At 71.2% G+C, this 18,711-nt stretch carries 20 protein-coding genes; 4 read left to right on the top strand and 16 right to left on the bottom strand.

The window, feature by feature from the left end; translation table 11 throughout:
• From Q7L73_RS27380 to Q7L73_RS27340, 9 genes are all read right to left on the bottom strand, one after another.
• A partial coding sequence (locus tag Q7L73_RS27380) for a hypothetical protein (RefSeq protein ID WP_304693805.1) occupies window positions 1-286 on the bottom strand: 286 nt, incomplete at its 3' end.
• A 52-nt stretch (window positions 287-338) separates the two neighbouring features.
• Window positions 339-2,279, bottom strand: a complete 1,941-nt coding sequence (locus Q7L73_RS27375; RefSeq protein ID WP_304693803.1) for a nucleoside-diphosphate sugar epimerase/dehydratase — start codon at window positions 2,277-2,279, stop codon at window positions 339-341.
• A gap of 40 nt (window positions 2,280-2,319) precedes the next feature.
• Window positions 2,320-2,757, bottom strand: coding sequence for a MerR family transcriptional regulator (locus Q7L73_RS27370; RefSeq protein ID WP_304693801.1), 438 nt, complete (start codon window positions 2,755-2,757; stop codon window positions 2,320-2,322).
• Window positions 2,744-4,225 carry an MFS transporter gene (locus tag Q7L73_RS27365; protein WP_304693799.1) on the bottom strand — a complete coding sequence of 494 codons (1,482 nt, stop codon included), beginning with the start codon at window positions 4,223-4,225 and terminating at the stop codon, window positions 2,744-2,746. The genes Q7L73_RS27370 and Q7L73_RS27365 overlap by 14 nt, the downstream gene beginning before the upstream one ends.
• 34 nt (window positions 4,226-4,259) lie before the next feature.
• Window positions 4,260-4,928: a GNAT family N-acetyltransferase gene (locus tag Q7L73_RS27360; RefSeq protein WP_304693797.1), complete on the bottom strand. Its 669-nt coding sequence runs from the start codon at window positions 4,926-4,928 to the stop codon at window positions 4,260-4,262.
• Window positions 4,929-4,939: 11 nt separating this feature from the next.
• The gene (locus Q7L73_RS27355) at window positions 4,940-5,956 is read right to left on the bottom strand and encodes a DUF354 domain-containing protein (RefSeq protein WP_304693795.1); all 1,017 of its coding nucleotides are present in this window, start codon (window positions 5,954-5,956) and stop codon (window positions 4,940-4,942) included.
• Between the two features lie 13 nt (window positions 5,957-5,969).
• A complete protein-coding gene (locus tag Q7L73_RS27350) occupies window positions 5,970-7,067 on the bottom strand; it encodes a DegT/DnrJ/EryC1/StrS aminotransferase family protein (RefSeq protein ID WP_304693793.1) in 1,098 nt (365 codons plus the stop codon).
• A 13-nt stretch (window positions 7,068-7,080) separates the two neighbouring features.
• A complete protein-coding gene (locus Q7L73_RS27345; protein WP_304693790.1) occupies window positions 7,081-7,917 on the bottom strand; it encodes an aldo/keto reductase in 837 nt (278 codons plus the stop codon).
• A gap of 14 nt (window positions 7,918-7,931) precedes the next feature.
• Entirely contained in the window at window positions 7,932-9,155 is a 1,224-nt protein-coding gene (locus tag Q7L73_RS27340) for an MFS transporter (RefSeq protein ID WP_304693788.1), read from the bottom strand.
• Window positions 9,156-9,298: 143 nt separating this feature from the next.
• Here Q7L73_RS27340 and Q7L73_RS27335 point away from each other — a divergent pair, with 143 nt between their 5' ends.
• The 4 genes from Q7L73_RS27335 to purM all read left to right on the top strand — a co-directional run bounded on the left by Q7L73_RS27335 (window position 9,299) and on the right by purM (window position 12,391).
• The gene (locus tag Q7L73_RS27335; protein WP_304715756.1) at window positions 9,299-9,754 is read left to right on the top strand and encodes a MarR family winged helix-turn-helix transcriptional regulator; all 456 of its coding nucleotides are present in this window, start codon (window positions 9,299-9,301) and stop codon (window positions 9,752-9,754) included.
• Window positions 9,755-9,822: 68 nt separating this feature from the next.
• Window positions 9,823-10,500 (top strand): DedA family protein, encoded by a 678-nt coding sequence (locus tag Q7L73_RS27330; protein WP_304693784.1) that lies wholly within the window; start codon window positions 9,823-9,825, stop codon window positions 10,498-10,500.
• Complete coding sequence (locus Q7L73_RS27325) at window positions 10,497-11,315, top strand: undecaprenyl-diphosphate phosphatase (protein WP_304693782.1); 819 nt, start codon at window positions 10,497-10,499, stop codon at window positions 11,313-11,315. The genes Q7L73_RS27330 and Q7L73_RS27325 overlap by 4 nt, the downstream gene beginning before the upstream one ends.
• The gene (purM, locus tag Q7L73_RS27320) at window positions 11,312-12,391 is read left to right on the top strand and encodes a phosphoribosylformylglycinamidine cyclo-ligase (protein ID WP_304693781.1); all 1,080 of its coding nucleotides are present in this window, start codon (window positions 11,312-11,314) and stop codon (window positions 12,389-12,391) included. The genes Q7L73_RS27325 and purM overlap by 4 nt, the downstream gene beginning before the upstream one ends.
• Here the strand turns inward: purM and Q7L73_RS27315 are convergent.
• From Q7L73_RS27315 to Q7L73_RS27285, 7 genes are all read right to left on the bottom strand, one after another.
• The gene (locus tag Q7L73_RS27315; protein ID WP_304693779.1) at window positions 12,388-13,041 is read right to left on the bottom strand and encodes a response regulator transcription factor; all 654 of its coding nucleotides are present in this window, start codon (window positions 13,039-13,041) and stop codon (window positions 12,388-12,390) included. The genes purM and Q7L73_RS27315 overlap by 4 nt on opposite strands.
• Window positions 13,042-13,067: 26 nt before the next feature.
• Window positions 13,068-13,793 (bottom strand): CHAP domain-containing protein, encoded by a 726-nt coding sequence (locus Q7L73_RS27310; protein WP_304693777.1) that lies wholly within the window; start codon window positions 13,791-13,793, stop codon window positions 13,068-13,070.
• Window positions 13,794-13,861: 68 nt separating this feature from the next.
• On the bottom strand, window positions 13,862-14,659 hold the full coding sequence (locus Q7L73_RS27305) for a flagellin (RefSeq protein WP_304693775.1): 798 nt from the start codon (window positions 14,657-14,659) through the stop codon (window positions 13,862-13,864).
• 227 nt (window positions 14,660-14,886) lie between these two features.
• The gene (locus Q7L73_RS27300) at window positions 14,887-15,684 is read right to left on the bottom strand and encodes a flagellin (RefSeq protein WP_304693773.1); all 798 of its coding nucleotides are present in this window, start codon (window positions 15,682-15,684) and stop codon (window positions 14,887-14,889) included.
• A 208-nt stretch (window positions 15,685-15,892) separates the two neighbouring features.
• The gene (locus Q7L73_RS27295) at window positions 15,893-16,690 is read right to left on the bottom strand and encodes a flagellin (protein WP_304693771.1); all 798 of its coding nucleotides are present in this window, start codon (window positions 16,688-16,690) and stop codon (window positions 15,893-15,895) included.
• Window positions 16,691-16,894: 204 nt separating this feature from the next.
• Window positions 16,895-17,692: a flagellin gene (locus tag Q7L73_RS27290; protein ID WP_304693769.1), complete on the bottom strand. Its 798-nt coding sequence runs from the start codon at window positions 17,690-17,692 to the stop codon at window positions 16,895-16,897.
• A 202-nt stretch (window positions 17,693-17,894) separates the two neighbouring features.
• Complete coding sequence (locus tag Q7L73_RS27285) at window positions 17,895-18,692, bottom strand: flagellin (protein ID WP_304693767.1); 798 nt, start codon at window positions 18,690-18,692, stop codon at window positions 17,895-17,897.
• Window positions 18,693-18,711 lie beyond the last annotated feature (19 nt).

Genomic DNA, 18,711 nt, shown 5'->3' with positions numbered 1-18,711 from the left:
CGCGGCGCGCGACGGGGCCGCGCGCCTGCTGCGCCGGGCCGGGCGCGGGCGCGGCGGGGCGCGCCATCGCGCGGCGGCCCATGTCGAGCGCGGCGGCGACGCTGCGCTCGAGCTCGCCGATGCGGTCGTGCGCCTGTCCGCCCCACTCGCGCAGCCGCTTGATCTCACGCGCCTGCGCGAACAGCAGCAGCGCGAACAGCGCCAGCGCGACGACGGCGGCGAAGCCGGCGTAGGAGCCGACGTCCTTGACGAAATCTTGGGCGGAGAACGCGAGCGTCAGATGCATGAAGCCGTGGCAGTCTAGGGGTTCGCCACGTCGGCGACGGCGCGAAGGCGCCTCACGAGGTTACCTGGGGGCCCGGAGCGGTCCGCACGGCGGCCAGCTCGGCGACCTTCGCCGCGAGGCCGGCCGCATCCCCTTCGAGCACGAACAGGTTGATCTCGGCGAAGGTCGATTCGACCCACGCCTGGTCGAGCCGCGCGCGGTCGGCGCGGAGGATCTTCTCGGCTGCCGTCTGCTGCGGCCGCTCGTACGGGTTGAACAGCTCCTCGTGGAACTTCTCGCCCGAGCGCGCGCCGATCACCTCGATCGCGATGTCCCTCTCGGGGTCGAGCCCGGAGAGGCGGATCATCTCTCTCGCGAGGTCGACGATCTTGACCGGCTCGCCCATCTCCAGCACGAAGACGTCGCCGCTTCTCTCGCTGACCGAGCCGGAGCGGATGATCAGCTGGACCGCCTCGGGGATCGTCATGAACCAGCGCTGCATGCGCGGGTCGGTGATCGTGACCGGGCCGCCGGCCGCGATCTGGCGGCGGAAGATCGGCACGACGGAGCCGGAGGAGCCGAGCACGTTGCCGAAGCGGACGGTCGAGTAGCGCGTCTCGGGATGGCGCGCCGCGGCAGCCTCGACGGCCCACTCGGCGAGCGCCTTGGAGGCGCCCATCACGGTCGCCGGCTTGACCGCCTTGTCGGTCGAGACGAGCACGAAGGTTCTGACGCCGCTCTCGCCCGCGATCCGCGCGACCAGCCGCGTCGCGAGCGCGTTGTTGCGGACCGCCTCGACGGGGTTCATCTCCATCATCGCGACGTGCTTGTAGGCGGCGGCGTGGAAGACGACGGCGGGGCGGTGCTCGCGGAAGACCTCGCGCATCCGCTCCTCCTCCTTGCAGTCGGCCAGCACCGGCACCGCCGTGCGCACGTGCCGCTCGCCCTCCAGCTCGCGCAGGATCTCGAAGAGGTTGTCCTCGGCGTGGTCGACGAGCACGATCCGGCGCGGGTTGACGCGCGCGATCTGGCGGCACAGCTCGCCGCCGATCGAGCCGCCGGCGCCGGTCACCATCACGACCTGGCCTCTGAGGTAGGCGCCGACCCGCTCCAGCTCCATCCGCACCGGCTCGCGGCCGAGGATGTCCTCGATCGACAGCTCACGCAGCTGGCGCATCACCTGCAGGCCGCCGGACTCGCTCTGCAGCAGCTCGAAGACGGTCGGCAGCATCCGCACCGGGATGCCGCGCTCGCGGCAGGCTCTGACGACGCGCGCGCGCAGCGTGCCGGGCGCGGACGGGATCGCGATGATCACCTCGTGCGGCTCGACGTTGTCGAGCACGCGCGCGAGGTCGGCGGCGGCGGTCGTGCCGAGCACCTTCAGGCCGTGCTCGTCCTTCATCCCGCGCTTGCGCGGGTCGTCGTCGAGGAAGCCGACCGGGTGCAGCCGCAGGCCGGGGTTGCGGACCAGCTCGCGCACGAGCAGGCGGCCGCCGTCGCCGCCGCCGACGACGAGCACGTCGCGCGCGCCCTTCATCACGCGCATGCCGCGCTTGCGACCCTCGAAGACGAGGTGCACGAGGAAGCGCACCGCCGCCATCGAGACGCCCATCAGCAGCACCCACAGGACCCAGACGCCGGTCGGGATGCCGACCGCGACCTGGACGCCGCTGTGCGCCGTCGGGACCTGGACCGGGTGCAGCACCGCGATCCCGCCGACGACCAGCACCGCCGAGACGATCACCGACTGCGCGACCGCCGCGTAGTCGCGCTGGCCGACGTAGGTCCACAGCCGCTGGTAGAGGCCGAAGGCGATGAAGACGGCGATGCAGACCGGCACGACCCAGTAGATCGTGTCGTCGCGCAGCAGCTCGTAGCGTCTCGGGATGCCCGAGTCGAACCGCAGCTGGAACGCGAGGATGTAAGCGAGGGCGACCAGCCCACCGTCGACGAGCAGCTGTATCAGCGAGTGACGGTGAACCGGGAACGCTCCGGAGCGGTACCACCGGCGCATTGGCGGAAATTGTAGGGGTCGGCGGAAGCCGGCGGGTGGATCAGGTCTTCGCGGGCGCCTGTTGCAGCTCTCCGCGGCGCTGCGCGATCCGCTCGCGGCGGTCGGCCAGCTCGCCGTCGAGCGCGTCGAGCGCGGCGCGGCGGCGGTCGACCAGCCGCTGCGTGCGCGCGACGATCGCGGCGGAGTCGTCGAGGATCGCGCGGCGGCGGTCGGGCGGCGTCTGCGGGTCGAGGAACTCGGCCCGCAGCAGCTGGCGCGCCTCCTGGTCGGCGACCAGCTCGCGCAGCTCCTCCAGCGAGACGCCGAGCAGCTCCTTCAGCCGCAGGATCTCGGTCAGCTGCTCGACGTCCTGCTCGCTGTAGACGCGGTGGGCGCCGGCGGCGCGGTCGTGCGCGCCGGGCATCAGGCCGATCTCCTCGTAGTAGCGGATCGTCCGCGGCGTCGTGCCGACCGCGGCGGCGACCTCACCGATGCGCATCGGCCACCGCCAGCTCGCCGACCTGACCGTGCGCGTGCCGCGGGCGCAGCAGCGAGATCGCCGCGCCGACCACCGAGGTCGCCGCCAGCACCCACATCGCGACGTGCAGGTTGTGGATGAACGGCGCCAGCGTCGCGCTGGAGACGCCGCTCGTGAGGCCGGAGAAGATCGACAGCAGCGTCTCCTTCGGGACGGCGTTGGTGACGATCGCCAGCAGGATCGCGATCGACAGGACCGAGCCGGTGTTCTGCAGCATCATCCGCGTCGCGGCGGCGATCCCGCGGCGGTGGACCGGCACCGCGCCCATCATCGCGGCGGTGTTGGGCGAGTTGAACATGCCCGAGCCGACGCCGGTGACGAACAGCAGCGCGGCGGTGAGCGCGTACGGGGTGCCGGTGTCGAGCACGGTCATGCCGGCCATCCCGGCGCCGGAGACGACCAGCCCGAGCGCGGCCAGGATGCGCGCGCCGTGACGGTCGGCCCAACGGCCGGCGAGCGGCGAGCTGATCAGCATCCCGACCGCCAGCGGAGCGAGCTTGACGCCGGCGAGGATCGGGTCGTCGCCGAGCGCGCCCTGGAAGTAGAGGACGAAGACGAACGTCAGCGAGAAGCGCGACAGGCCGGCGACGAACGAGGCGGCGGTGGCGGAGGAGAAGCCGCGGTCGGCGAACAGCGACAGGTCCAGCAGCGGCGAGGCGACGCGCCGCTCGATCAGCACGAAGGCGGGCAGCAGCACGAGCGAGACGGCGATCGGCACGAGCGTGAGCGCGTCGCCCCAGCCGACCAGGCCGCCGCGCGAGATGCCGTAGGTGAGGCCGGTGAGGCCGACGACCATCGCGATCGTGCCGGCCCAGTCGAACGAGCGCTCGCCCTCCGGTCTGACCAGCTCGCGCAGCACCAGCGAGCCCCACAGCGTGCCGAGCAGCCCGAGCGGGACGTTGAACCAGAAGACCCACTTCCACGAGATCTCGACCAGCAGGCCGCCGAGCACCGGCCCCAGCACGAGCCCGACGGCGGCGACCATCACGTTCGTGCCCATCGCGATCCCGAGCTGCTCGCGCGGGAAGGCGTCGGTGACGAGCGCGGAGGAGTTGGCGAAGATCAGCGCGGCGCCGACGCCCTGGACGATCCGCCAGGCGATCAGGTCGGTGCCGCCGGAGGCGAAGCCGGCGCCGAGCGAGGCGAGCGAGAAGATCGCGAAGCCGGCGACGTACGCCTGCTTGCGGCCGAAGACGTCGGAGAGCCGGCCGAACGCGAGCACGAGCACGGTCGAGGCGATCATGTAGGCGAGGATCACCCACACCAGCACGAGCAGGTCGACGCCGAGGCTCTGCTCGAGGTTCGGCAGCGCGATCACGAGCGTGCCGGAGTTGACGGTCGCCAGCAGCATCCCCAGCGAGGTGCAGGAGAGCGCCCACCACTTGTAGTGCTCATGGTCGGCGCTGACGCCGATCCGTCGCCCAGCCATCGGACCTCCTCCGAACCTGATCCTTACGTACACGTCAGGTTAGCGCGACACGGTAGTGGTAGCCGTGCGAGCGGGTGAAGCCAAGCGCTTGGTACAGCGCCTGGGCGGGGCCGTTGGCGGCCGTCACCTGCAGGTAGAGACGGTCGCTGCCGCCGGCGAGCGACCAGCGCGCGAGCGCGCCCACGAGCGTCCGCGCGACGCCGCGCCGGCGCAGGCCCGGCTCGGTCTCCAGCTCGAACAGCCCGCTCCAGCCGCCGGCGGCGACCGCGGCGCCGGAGCCGGCGGGGCGACCGTCGAGCGTCGCCGTCGCGCGGCCGGGCGCGCCGTCGTCGAGCGTGACCGCGACGCCGGGCGCGGCGGTCGCCGCGGCGGCGACGGCCGCGGCGTCGGCGACCAGCACGTCGGTCGGCGCGTGCGCGCGCCAGCCGGCGGCGGCCAGCGCCGCGTCGAGCGGGCCGTGCAGCTCCAGCGGCGAGACCTGCACGATCGGCACCAGGCCGCGCTCGCGGTAGAAGGCGGCGACGACGCCGGCGTCATGCGCGGCCGCGGGCAGCGGCAGCGCCGAGTTGGAGCGCCGGCGCGCGACGCCCGGGGTCGCGCGCAGCAGCCAGCCGTCACGCACGACGGCCTCGGCCGACGGAACCGCGCGAGCCGCCAGCCGCTCGATCGCGGCGGCGTCGGACAGGTCGGCGAGGCCGGCCATGGCAGCTCCGCTCAGAAGCCCCCGACGGGGGCGGCCAGCAGCTGCGCGAAGGCGCGCGGGTCGCGGCGGACGCGGTCGCCGGCGCCCTCCTGGCCGCGCGGGCGCTTGGCGACGACGACCTCGGCCGGGTCGGTCAGACGGCGCAGGCGGCCGTCGCCGATCAGCTCCTCGTCGACGGCGCCGAGTCTGCCCTCGAAGCTGGTGAAGACCGGCGTGCCGAGCGCGACCGCCTCGCGGTTCATCGTGCCGCCGGCCGAGATCATCAGGTCGGCGTAGGCGATCAGCGACTGCGCGTCGATCGCGCGCTCGGGCAGGATGAAGCCGCCGGCCTCGCGCAGCTGGTCGCGCTGGGCCGGCGTGCGCGGCAGCACGACGGTCTGGCCGCCGCCCTCGCGCAGCTGCGTCAGCACGGCGCCGAATCTGTCCGCCTCGAAGCGGTGGTAGAGCGACACCTCGGGCGGCGTGCGCACGACGACGATCGGCTCGGCGTCGTCGAGCCCGAGCTCGTCGAGGATCGCCGCGTCGGGCTCGAAGTCGGCGAGGTAGTACTCCTCCTTGAGCCCCTCGTAGCGGCCGAGCTTCGGCACCGCCCCGTAGCGCGCGAGCCGCTCCGGCGGGATCGCCTGCGGCACCACGACCGCCTGCGCGAGGCGGCAGTTGACGGTGTGCTGGACGGTCGCCCACTCGTAGTCGAAGGTCGTCGCGCAGGGGATCCGCAGCAGCGCGGCGGCGACCGAGACGTCGTTGGAGCCGTGGCCCAGCGCCAGGTCGAACGGCCCGTTGCGGCGCGCCCAGCGCACGAGCGCGCCGGAGCGCTGCGCCAGCCCGGCCGCCTTCGCGCTCAGCTTCTCGCCGCGGTGGTGGCCGATCGCCGTGTGGTCGATCTCGAAGCGGGCGCACAGCTGCAGCGTCTGCGCGAAGTCGCGCGCGGTCACGCGCACCTCGTGGCCGTCGGCTTGCAGCAGCTCGATGATCGGCCGCATCACGAGCACGTGGGGGGAATTGGTCAGGTCGATCCAGACACGCATCGGCGAAGGCTCCTCAGGCGGCGGTCGCGAGGACGGCGCGCACGGCCGCGGTGACCTCGTCGGCGTCGGCGCGGGACAGCAGCGGGTTCATCGGCAGCGCGAGATGGGTCCGCTTCAGCTCGTCGGTCGCCGGCAGCGGGACGGTCCGCTCGGCCCACGGCCGCAGCGCGACCTGCTCGTGCAGGGGCGTGCGGTAGTAGCCGCGCGCGCCGACGCCGTGCGCCGGCAGCTCACGTTCGAGCAGCTCGGCGTGCGGCGAGGTGACGACCTGCAGGCCCCAGCAGACCTCGGCGCCGGGCGTCGCGGTCTGCGGCGTGACCAGCTCCCACAGGCCGGCCGCTTCGTAGTTGGCCCAGGCGGCGCGGCGGCCCTCGGCCCAGTCGTCGAGTCTGCGCAGCAGCACGCGCAGGATCGCCGCCTGCAGCTCGTCGAGCCGCGAGTTCCAGCCGATCCGCTCGAACGTGACCTTGTCGCGCGAGCCGTGGAAGCGCAGCACGCGCGCCTCCTCGGCGAGCCGCTCGTCGTCGGTGACGATCGCGCCGCCGTCACCGAAGCAGCCGAGGTTCTTGGAGGGGAAGAAGGAGAGCGTGCCGAGCGTGCCCTGGGCGGCGCTGCGGCGGCCGTGCAGGCGCGAGCCGGCCGCCTGCGCGGCGTCCTCGACGACCGGCACGCCGAGCGCCTCGATCGCGGCGACGTCGGCGGGGTTGCCGAACAGGTCGACGGCGACGACCGCCTTCGTGCGCGGGGTCAGCGCCGCCTTCACCGTCTCCGCCGTGACGTTCATCGTCGCCGGGTCGACGTCGCAGAAGACCGGCGCGGCGCCGGTCGGCGGGATCGCCTCTGCGCTGGCGTAGAAGGTGAACGAGGGGACGACGACCTCGTCACCCGGGCCGACGCCGAGCGCCTGCAGCGCGAGCGTGATCGCGTCGGTGCCGTTGGCGACCGAGACGACGTGACGGACGCCGAGGTAGCCGGCCAGCTCCTGCTCGAAGGCCGCGACCTCGGGGCCGAGGATGAAGGCGCCGCTGTCGAGCACCGACGCGATCGCCGCGTCGAGCTCGGCCCGCAGCGGCGCGACCGGGCGTCTGGTGTCGAAGAGAGGGATCGCCATGCGGCGGCGAACGCTACGCCATGTCCATCGTGTCGGGATCGAAACCGGTCCGCTCTGCCCGCTCCAGCTGCTCGATCGACGCCAGCTCGTCGGCGCTCAGCTCGAAGTCGAAGAGCTCGAGGTTCTCGGCGATCCGCGCCGGCGTGACCGACTTCGGGAAGACGACGTTGCCGAGCTGCAGATGCCAGCGCAGCACGACCTGGGCGGCGCTCTTGCCGTGGGCGGCGGCGATCGCGACCAGCGCCGGGTCGTCGAGCACGAGCCCCTGCGCCAGCGGCGACCACGCCTCGGTGGTGATCTCGTGCTCGGCATGGAAGGCGCGCAGCGCGGCCTGCTGCAGATACGGGTGCAGCTCGACCTGGTTGATGGCGGGCACGACGCCGACCTCGTCGAACAGCCGCCGCAGGTGCGGGGGCTGGAAGTTGGAGACGCCGATCGAGCGGATGCGGCCGTCCTCCTTCAGTCTCACGAGCGCTCTCCACGACTCGACGTAGCGGTCGCGCGAGGGGACGGGCCAGTGGATCAGGTAGAGGTCGACGACGTCGAGCCCGAGCTTGCCGGCCGACAGCTCGAAGGCGCTCAGCGCGCTGTCGTAGCCCTGGTCGGCGTTCCACAGCTTCGTCGTGACGAACAGCTGCTCGCGCGGGATGCCGGAGGCGGCGATCGCCTCGCCGACCTCCCTCTCGTTGCCGTAGATCGCGGCCGTGTCGATGTGGCGGTAGCCGAGCTCGAGCGCCGTCGCGACCGACGCGACGGTCTCGGCCGGCGGCACCTGGAAGACGCCGAAGCCGAACTGCGGGATCGCGACGCCGTCGGCGAGCGTGACGTCCGGGATCTGGATCTGACTCATGCGGAGGCGGTCCTTCAAGTCGTGGTGCGGAGGAGGGTGGGCGCGCCGGCGGCGCGGCGGTCGAGTCGCCGCGAGAGCAGTGCGACGGCGAGGCCGCCGACGACGAGCGCGGCGCCGACCCAGCTCGGTGAGGTGTACCCCCAACCGGCGTCGAGCGCGCGTCCGGCGAGCCAGGCGCCGCCGGCGTTGCCGAGGTTGAACGCGCCGATGTTGGCGGCGGAGGCGAGCGTCGGCGCGCCTTCGGCCTGCTGCATCATGCGCGTCTGCAGCGCGGGCACGGTCGCGAAGCCGGCGAAGCCGAGCAGCGCGATCGTGACGATCGAGCCGAGCTGCGAGTGGGCGGTGACGGTGAACAGCACGAGCACCGCCGCGAGGCCGAGCAGGATCGCCGTCAGGCTCTTCATCAGGTCGCGGTCGGCGAGCCGGCCGCCGACGAGGTTGCCGGCGGCGAGGCCGACGCCGAACAGCACCAGCAGCCAGGTGACGGCGCCGTCGGAGAAGCCGGCCAGCTCGGTCATCATCGGCGCGATGAAGGTGAAGGCGGCGAAGACGCCGCCGAAGCCGAGCGCGGTCGTCGCGAGCGCGAGCCAGACCTGGCCGCGGCGGAAGACGGCCAGCTCGCGCCGCAGGTCGGCGTCGGGGTCGGCCGGCTGGCGCGGCACGAGCGCGACGATCCCGGCGAAGGCGACGACGCCGAGCGCGGTCACGATCCAGAAGGTCGCGCGCCAGCCGAGCTGCTGGCCGACGAAGGTGCCCAGCGGGACGCCGAGCACGTTGGCGGCGGTGAGGCCGGTGAACATCAGCGCGATCGCGCTGGCGCGGCGCTCGGGCGCGACCAGCCCGGCGGCGACGACCGAGCCGACGCCGAAGAAGGCGCCGTGCGCGAGCGAGGAGACGATCCGGCCGGCCATCAGCAGGCCGTAGGTCGGCGCCAGCGCCGACAGCAGGTTGCCGGCGACGAAGATCAGCATCAGCGACAGCAGCACGGTCTTGCGCGGCACGCGCGTGGCGGCAGCGGTCAGCAGCGGCGCGCCGACGGCGACGCCGAGCGCGTAGCCGGAGATCAGCAGCCCGGCGGTCGGGATCGAGACGCCGAAGTCGCCGGCGACCTCGGGCAGCAGGCCGGCGATCACGAACTCGGTCGTGCCGATGCCGAAGGCGCCGAGCGCAAGCGCGATCAGCGCAGGTGGGAGCCCGCCGCGCGCAGGACGCCGCGCGGCGTGGAGGCGAGGAGCCATCGAGGTCCTTCCTGGTAGCGTGAGGCGGAAGACAGTGAAGCCGCTTACCCGCGTGGACAATAGTTGCAGACGCGGGTTATTGCAGAAGCGGGATGATAGCGCGCGCTGCCAATGTGCGCGAACCGCCGTGCTGGAGGACCGCCATGTCGATGCCCGATGACGCAGTTGAGCTCCGTGCCCAGGGCTGGCGCACGCTCGCGGCCCTGCACGCGCGCATCGAGGACCGCCTCGGCAGAGCGCTCGAGGCAGCCCACGAGATCAGCGTCAGCGAGTTCACCGTGCTCGACGTGCTCTCACGCCAGGACGAGCACCACATGCGGATGCAGCAGCTGTCGCGCGCGGTCGTGCTGAGCCAGAGCGCGACGACGCGGCTCGTCTCACGGCTGGAGGAGCGCGGCCTGCTCGCCCGCTACCTCTGCGCGACCGACCGCCGCGGCATCTACAGCCAGGTGACCGAGGCCGGCGCCGAGCTGCTCGCCGCCGCCCGCCCGACCCACGACGAGGCGGTCCGCACCGCGCTCGCCGACGCCGAGCAGGAGCCCGAGCTGGCGCCGCTCGTGCAGGCGCTGGAGACGCTGCCGGCGCCGGCCGCCGCCTGAGCGCGCCGGGGCTCCTCTCAGGAACGCCCCAGCCCCTCGACAGGCGAGCGCCGTTACCCTTCCCTGCCGTGCCACCGCTTCTGCTCGCCTCGATCACCGAGCCGCTGATCAACTTCGCGACCGACGTGGTCGACAAGATGGGCCTCGCCGGCGTCTTCCTGCTGATGACGCTGGAGAGCGCCTGCATCCCGATCCCGTCCGAGGCGACGATGCTGTTCGCCGGCTTCAACGTCTCGCTCGGCCACTACTCGCTGCTGGCGGCGACGCTGGTGGGCGCGAGCGCCAACCTCGTCGGCTCCTGGATCGCCTACGCCGTCGGCCGCTTCGGCCGCATGGAGCTGCTGGAGAGACACGGCAGAAAGATCCACGTCACGAGAAGAAACCTCGAGCAGGCCGATCGCTGGTTCGAGAAGTGGGGCTCGTGGGCCGTCTTCTTCTCGCGCATGCTGCCGATCGTGCGGACGTTCATCTCGCTGCCGGCGGGCGTCGCGCGGATGCCGTTCCTGCGCTTCTCCGTGCTGACCTTCCTCGGCTGCCTGCCGTGGGTCTTCGCGCTCACCTTCATCGGCAAGGAGGCGCGCGACAACTGGACGAAGTGGAAGGACAGCCTGCACTACGTCGACTACGCCGTCGCCGCGCTGATCGTCGCCGCGGTCGTCTACTACGGCGTCCGCTGGTACCGCAAGCGCGGCACGACGCCGCCGGCCGCCGGCGAGCAGCCCGCCGTCCACGACACCGTCGTGTGAGCGACTCCGCCGAACCGGCCCTCCCGCTCCGCCACGCGCTCGCGCTCGGCCTGCTGCACGGGCCGGCCGAGCTGCTGCCGATCTCCTCCTCCGGCCACATCACGCTCGTGCCGTGGCTGCTGCGCTGGCCGTACGCCGAGCTCGACCCGGAGCTGCGCAAGGCGTTCGAGGTCGCGCTCCACGCCGGCACCGCCGCCGCGCTGCTGATCGGCCTGCGCGACGAGGTCGGCGAGGCGGCGCGCGGGCTCGACCGCCGCCGGATCGAGCTGATCGTGCTGTCGTTCGCGCCCGCGGCGGCGCTCGCGCTGCTGGCCGAGCGGCCGATCGAGCGCCGGCTCGGCACGCCCGGGACGATCGCCGCCGGGCTCGTCGCCGGCTCGCTCGTGATGGCCGCCGCCGACACGCGGCCGCAGCAGCGCGGCCGCGAGAGCGCCGACTGGCGCGACGCGCTCGCGCTCGGGATCGGCCAGGCGGCGGCGCTGATGCCGGGCGTCTCGCGCAACGGCGCGACGCTCGCGGCGGCGCGGCTGCGCTGCTTCACGCGCGAGGACGCGAACGCGCTCTCACGCCACGTCGCGCTGCCGATCATCGTCGCCGCGACCGGGCTGAAGGGGATGCGGCTGCTGAGACGCGGGCTGCCGCCGCGCACGCGCGCCGCCTTCGCGGCCGGCACTGCCGCCTCGTTCGCCTCGACGCTCGGCTCGACCTGGCTGATCCGGCAGGTCGAGCGCGACCGCTCGCTGGCGCCGTACGCCGCCTACCGGCTCGGGCTGGCGGCCGTGGTCGCGCGACGGCTGCGACAATCGCGTCCATGAGCGACCACTACGCCGCCGCGGGCGTCGACATCGCCGAGGCCGACGCGGGCGTGCGCGCGCTCGTCGACGTGCTGCGCACGATCGACCCGGGCCGCCCCTCCCGCTCGGTCCTCCCCTCCGGCCACTACGCCAACGTGCTGAGAGTGGCGCCGAACCTCGGCATCGCCGTCGGCGCCGACGGCGTCGGCACGAAGGTGATCGTCGCCGAGCAGACCGGCCGCTACGACACGGTCGGGATCGACTGCATCGCGATGAACGTCAACGACGTCGTCTGCGTCGGCGCCGAGCCGATCGCGGTGCTCGACTACCTCGCCGTCGAGCAGGCCGACCCGCAGGTGCTGGGCGCGATCGCGCGCGGGCTGAAGGCGGGCGCGGAGCTGGCCGGGGTCGAGATCCCCGGCGGCGAGCTGGCGCAGCTGCCGGAGCTGGTCAAGGGTCATCCCTCGCCGCACGGCTTCGACCTGACCGGCGCCTGCTTCGGCACCGTCGCGCTCGACGCGATCGTGACCGGCGACGAGATCGCCGTCGGCGACGCCTTGATCGGCATCCCCGCCTCCGGCGTCCACTCCAACGGCCTCACGCTCGCGCGCCGCGCGCTGCTGGAGGCCGGCGGCCTCGGCCTCGACGAGCGGCCTGCCGAGCTGGGCGGCGCCTCCGTCGCCGACGCGCTGCTGGAGCCGACCGTCATCTACGTGCGCGCGGTGCTCGAGCTGCTGCGCAGCGAGATCCCCGTCCACGGCCTCGCCCACATCACCGGCGGCGGCGTGCTGAACCTGCTGCGGCTCGGCGACGGGATCGGCTACGAGATCGACGCGCCGCTGCCGGTGCTGCCGGTCTTCGAGCTGATCGCACGGCTCGCCGACGTCGCTCCGGCGGAGATGTGGAAGGTCTTCAACATGGGCTGCGGCTTCGTCGCGACGGTGCCGGAGGCGCACGCCGAGGCAGCCGCGGAGCTGCTCGCCGGGCACCATCCGGGCGCGCGCCGGATCGGCCGCGTGACGGGCGAGGCCGGCGTGGTGACGATGCCGGGGATCGGGCTGCGCGGAAGCGAAGCCGCCGGGCTCGTCCAGGCCTAGGCCGGGATCGCCTCTTCGCGGATCGCGATCGCGACCGCGTGGGCGCGGCTGGAGGCCTCCAGCTTGCGCATCACGTTGCGCAGGTGGGTGCGGACGGTGTGCGGGGAGAGCGACAGCACGTCCGCCATCGACTCGGTCGAGCTGCCGCTGGCGACGAGCGCCAGCACGCGCAGCTCGGCGTCGGAGAGCGTCGCGGTGCGGCGCTCGCAGAGGTCGGCGAAGATGTCGGCCGGCCTGCGCGGCGGCGCCGGCGTGTCGACCGCGCCCGGCTCGTTGAACCACAGCCCGCCGCCGGCGACGACGCGCAGCGCGCCGGCGAGCGTCGCGATCGGGCGGCGCTTGCAGACGACGCCGGCCGCGCCGGCGTGGACGGCGAGGGCCGCCTGCTGCGGGTCCTCCTCGTCGGTGTAGAGCACGACGGCGCTGCGCAGGTCGTGCTGCAGCAGCCTCCGCAGCAGCACGATCCCGTCGGCATCGGCGAGCGTCAGCGCGACGAGCGCGACGTCGGGCTGGAACTGCTGGATGACCGCCTCGCCGCCGTCGCCTGTGGCGGCCGTCGCGACGACCGCGAGACCGTCGCGTTCGAGCAGCGGCGGCAGCCCTTCGCGGACCGCGGCGTGGGGATCGACGATGACGAGGGTCGGTTCCATCGATCCCGTCATTCGACGCCGGGCGCTCAACTCATTCGCACGTAGCCGAGCGCGGACCCGGCCTCGTGGACGTTGCGGCTGACTCTGTCGGAGGAGTTGCCCTCGATCGTCTGGATGCGACCGTCGGGCAGGACCTGCTCGACCATGCCGATGTGCTCGTCCCAGACGATCAGGTCGCCCGGGTTCGGCCGCACGCCGGGGCCGTTGGGGACGGCGCGGCCGGTGCTCTGGGCCCAGGCGTAGACGTCGTCGACGCGGCCGAAGCCCTGGCCGCTCTCGCCGAGCGGGGTGCCGGCCTGCTGACCGAGCCAGGAGACGAAGTAGGCGCACCACGGGCCGACGCCGGAGCCGGCGGTCGCCTCGCGGTAGGTCGCGATCCGCGGCGAGTCGTTGGAGCCGGGCGGGAACTCGGACTGGCCGACCTCGCTCTGCGCCAGCGCGATCATTCTCTGCGCGCCGCCGACGGCGACGCCGCCGGTGCTGTAGAGCGGGTTGACCGCGCCGAGGCCGTTGACGGTCGAGCCGGCCGGCATGCCGGCCGCCGTCAGCTGCGTCGCCAGCGCGGGGTTCGCGTTGCCCCCGAGCGCGCCGTTGAGCAGGTTGGAGAAGCTGTTGGCCGAGGAGGCCGAAGCGGTGACGCCGCCGGGGACGGAGGCGCCGCCGGTGGTGTTCGGCTGGACCGGGGTGAGGTCGCGCGGGGCGAAGGCGCTCTGCAGCTCTTCGATGCGCGCGATGGCGACGGCGAGGGACATCACTCACGTAGATCGGCAGCCGGCGCGATCACTTGACCGCGCCGGCGTGCCGAAAGGACGCTGGTTCCCTAGCGCAGCAGCGAGAGGACGGCCTGCGGGGCCTGCTGGGCCTGCGCGAGCATGCTCGTGCCGGCCTGCTGGAGGATGTTGTTCTTGGTGAAGTTGACCATCTCAGCGGCCATGTCCACGTCGCGGATCCGGCTCTCGGAGGCGGTCAGGTTCTCCTGGTAGACGGAGAGGTTGTTGTACGTGTGCTCGAGGCGGTTCTGCACCGCGCCGAAGTTCGCGCGCATGTCGGAGACGGCGCCGATCGCTCTGTCGATGTCGGCGAGCGCGGTCGCGGCTCTGATGTCGATTCTGCCGACGGCGGTGCTGAGGTCCGAGCTCGTGGCCGAGATCGTCTCTCTGTCGTTGGCGCCGACCTGGAACGTGATCGACGTGTTTCTGCCGTCGAGCAGCTGGATGCCGTTGAACTGCGACGTGTCGCGGATGCGGGTGATCTCGTCGGTCAGCTGCGTGACCTCGGAGACGATCGCGTCTCTGTCAGCGGTCGCGAGCGTGCCGTTGGCGTACTGGACGGCCAGCTCGCGCGTGCGCTGCAGCATCGAGTGGACCTCGGTCAGCGAGCCTTCCGCGGTCTGGACCAGCGAGATGCCGTCCTGCGTGTTGCGACGGGCCTGATTGAGGCCGCCGATCTGCCCGCGCAGCTTCTCCGAGATCGCCAGGCCGGCGGCGTCGTCGGCGGCGCGGTTGATGCGGAAGCCCGACGAGAGACGCTCCATCGACTTCGCGAGCTTGTTGCTGGTGCCCTCGAGGTTGCGATGCGCGTTGAACGCCTCGACGTTCGTATTGATGCGAAGGGACATGGAACTGCTCCTGTGTTTGCGTCCCGGGCGACTCCATGTCACCCGCTTCAACCGTGGTGATCGGAGACAGAGACGTCTGGTGAAGGGTTCGTGGCGCGGCGGCACTGCAAGCTGGCGCGACGCCGCGCCCGCGACAAAGCGAGGAGGCGAGCGGCCCAGGCCGCTCGCCTCCTCTGTCGGTCCCTCGATGAACCGTCTCGTCGCCCCGAGGGGCGAATCCGATGCGCTCAGCGGAGCAGCGAGAGAACCGCCTGCGGCGCCTGCTGGGCCTGCGCGAGCATGCTCGTGCCGGCCTGCTGCAGGATGTTGTTCTTCGTGAAGTTGACCATCTCGGCCGCCATGTCCACGTCACGGATGCGCGACTCGGACGCGGTCAGGTTCTCCTGGTAAACCGAGAGGTTGTTGTACGTGTGCTCGAGGCGGTTCTGGACCGCGCCGAACGAGGAGCGCATGTCGGAGACCGCGCCGATCGCTCTGTCGATGTCGGCCAGCGCCGTCGCCGTCGTGACGTCGATTCTCGGCGCCGCCGTGTTGAGGTCGGAGCTGCTCGCCGTGATCGTCTCTCTGTCGTTGGCGCCGACCTGGAACGTGATCGTGGTGTTTCTGCCGTCGAGCAGCGTGATGCCGTTGAACTGCGAGGTGTCGCGGATGCGGCCGATCTCGGCCGACAGCTGCGCGACCTCGGACACGATCGCCGCTCTGTCCTCTCTGGCGAGCGTGCCGTTCTGGTACTGCACGGCGAGCTCACGGCTGCGCTGCAGCATCGAGTGCACCTCCGTCAGCGAGCCTTCCGCCGTCTGGACCAGCGAGATGCCGTCCTGGGTGTTGCGACGGGCCTGGTCGAGGCCGCCGATCTGACCACGCAGCTTCTCCGAGATCGCGAGACCGGCAGCGTCGTCAGCCGCACGGTTGATGCGGAAACCGGACGAAAGTCGCTCCATCGACTTCGCCAGCTTGCCGCTGGTCGCCTCGAGGTTGCGGTGCGCGTTGAACGCCTCGACGTTCGTGTTGATACGCAGGGACATGGGCCTGACTCCTGTGATCGTCCCGGGCGACTCCGTGTCGCCCTCTTTCCCTCGGGGTCATCGGCACCCGTAAAGTGGAGTGAAGGCTTTGTGGCGCGCAGCCGCTGGCCCAGGCAACAAAGAAGGCGAGCGGCCGTAGCCGCTCGCCTCTCTGATCGGTCCCTCGATGAACCGGTTATGACGCCCCGGAGGGCGAAGGTGATGTGTCCTAGCGCAGCAGCGAGAGGACGGCCTGCGGGGCCTGCTGGGCCTGCGCGAGCATGCTCGTGCCGGCCTGCTGCAGGATGTTGTTCTTCGTGAAGTTGACCATCTCAGCGGCCATGTCCACGTCACGGATGCGGCTCTCGGAAGCCGAGAGGTTCTCCTGGTACACGGACAGGTTGTTGTACGTGTGCTCGAGACGGTTCTGGACCGCACCGAAGTTCGAGCGCAGATCCGACACGTTGTTGATCATCGTGTCGATTCTCGACAGCGAGTCGGTTCTCGTGATGTCGATCGCGCCGACTCTCGCGTTGAGGTCCTCGCTCTGGACAGTGATCGTCTCTCTGTCGTTGGCGCCGACCTGGAACGTGATTCTCTGCGCCGCCGTGTCGAGCAGTCTGATGCCGTTGAACTGCGACGTCGACTGGATGCGTCTGATCTCCTCGTCGAGCTGCGCGACCTCGGAGACGATCGCCGCTCTGTCCTCTCTGGCGAGCGTGCCGTTCTGCCACTGCACGGCCAGCTCGCGCGAGCGCTGCAGCATCGAGTGGACCTCGGTCAGCGAGCCTTCCGCCGTCTGCACCAGCGAGATGCCGTCCTGGACGTTGCGACGGGCCTGGTCGAGGCCGCCGATCTGACCACGCAGCTTCTCCGAGATCGCGAGACCGGCAGCGTCGTCGGCAGCACGGTTGATGCGGAAGCCAGAAGACAGGCGCTCCATCGACTTCGCGAGCTTGTTGCTGGTGCCCTCGAGGTTGCGGTGCGCGTTGAACGCCTCGACGTTCGTATTGATGCGAAGGGACATGCCGATCTCCTTGATCGTCCCGGGGCGACTCCATGTCACCCGCTTCTCTCACAGATCATCGGCAGCGCGCCAGCGAGCTTGAGCGCCTCGCGACATGCTGCACGAACGCGAAGAGGCGAGCGACATGAGCCACCCGCCTCCAGCTGCGCCGGCTCCTCGACGGAGCCGGCAGGGGTGCCCCGGAGGGCAGATTCCGTGTGTGTCCTAGCGCAGCAGCGAGAGGACGGCCTGCGGCGCCTGCTGCGCCTGCGCCAGCATGCTCGTGCCGGCCTGCTGCAGGATGTTGTTCTTCGTGAAGTTGACCATCTCAGCCGCCATGTCCACGTCACGAATCCGCGACTCAGAGGCCGAGAGGTTCTCCTGGTACACGGACAGGTTGTTGTACGTGTGCTCCAGACGGTTCTGGACGGCACCGAACGACGAACGCATGTCGGAGACCGCGTTGATGTAGGTGTCGATGTCTCTGAGGACGTCGGTGCTCGTCAGCGTGATCGTTCTGACGGCGTTGGCGAGATCCGAGCTGGTCGCCGTGATCGTCTCTCTGTCGTTCGCGCCGACCTGGAACGTGATCGACGTGTTGGTGCCGTCGAGCAGCTGGATGCCGTTGAACTGGGCGGTTCTGCGGATGCGCGTGATCTCGTCGGTCAGCTGCGTGACCTCGGAGGCGATCGCGTCTCTGTCACCTCTGGCGAGCGTGCCGTTGGTGTACTGGACGGCGAGCTCACGGGTGCGCTGCAGCATCGAGTGCACCTCCGTCAGCGAGCCTTCCGCGGTCTGCACGAGCGAGATGCCGTCCTGGACGTTGCGACGCGCCTGGCTGAGGCCGCCGATCTGACCACGCAGCTTCTCCGAGATCGCGAGACCGGCAGCGTCGTCAGCGGCGCGGTTGATGCGGAAGCCCGACGACAGGCGCTCCATGCTCTTGGCCAGCTTGTTGCTGGTGCCCTCAAGGTTGCGGTGCGCGTTGAACGCCTCGACGTTCGTATTGATACGGAGGGACATGCCGATCTCCTTGATCGTCCCAGGGCGACTCCATGTCACCCATCTCTCTACCGATGATCGGCAATGCGCCAGGGATCTTTAGGCGCGTATCCGCGCACTCGACAAACAAAAGAGGCGAGCGGCCGGAGCCACTCGCCTCGTTCTGCGTCGGGTCCCTCGATGGAGCCGATGACGTCGCCCCGGAGGGCGAAGGTGATCTGTCCTAGCGCAGCAGCGAGAGGACGGCCTGCGGGGCCTGCTGGGCCTGCGCCAGCATCGACGTGCCGGCCTGCTGCAGGATGTTGTTCTTCGTGAAGTTGACCATCTCGGAAGCCATGTCCACGTCGCGGATGCGCGACTCAGAGGCCGAGAGGTTCTCCTGGTACACGGACAGGTTGTTGTACGTGTGCTCGAGACGGTTCTGCACCGCACCGAAGCTCGAACGCAGGTCCGAGATGGCGTTGATCGACGCGTCGAGGTTTCTCAGCGCGGCGGCGTCGGTGATGTCGATCGTGCCGACTCTCGCTCTCAGCTGCTCGCTCGTGACGGTGATCGTCTCTCTGTCGTTCGCGCCGACCTGGAACGTGATCGTCTGACCGGCGGTGTCGAGCAGTCTGATGCCGTTGAACTGCGCCGTGTCGCCGATGCGGACGATCTCGTCGGAGAGCTGTCTGACCTCCGAGACGATCGCGTTTCTGTCGGCGGTCGCGAGCGTGCCGTTGGCCCACTGGACTGCCAGCTCGCGCGTGCGCTGGAGCATCGAGTGGACCTCGGTCAGCGAACCTTCCGCCGTCTGCACGAGCGAGATGCCGTCCTGCACGTTGCGACGCGCCTGCGCCAGGCCGCCGATCTGACCACGCAGCTTCTCCGAGATCGCGAGACCCGCGGCATCGTCAGCGGCGCGGTTGATGCGGAAGCCAGACGAGAGGCGCTCCATGCTCTTGGCCAGCTTGTTGCTGGTGCCCTCGAGGTTGCGATGCGCGTTGAACGCCTCGACGTTCGTATTGATGCGAAGGGACATGCCGATCTCCTTGATCGTC

This window comes from Conexibacter sp. CPCC 205762 (assembly GCF_030646155.1).
In the GTDB taxonomy this organism is placed as follows: domain Bacteria; phylum Actinomycetota; class Thermoleophilia; order Solirubrobacterales; family Solirubrobacteraceae; genus Conexibacter.
Note: the sequence above shows the minus strand (reverse complement) of the source record. Positions and strands in the feature narration are given on the sequence as shown.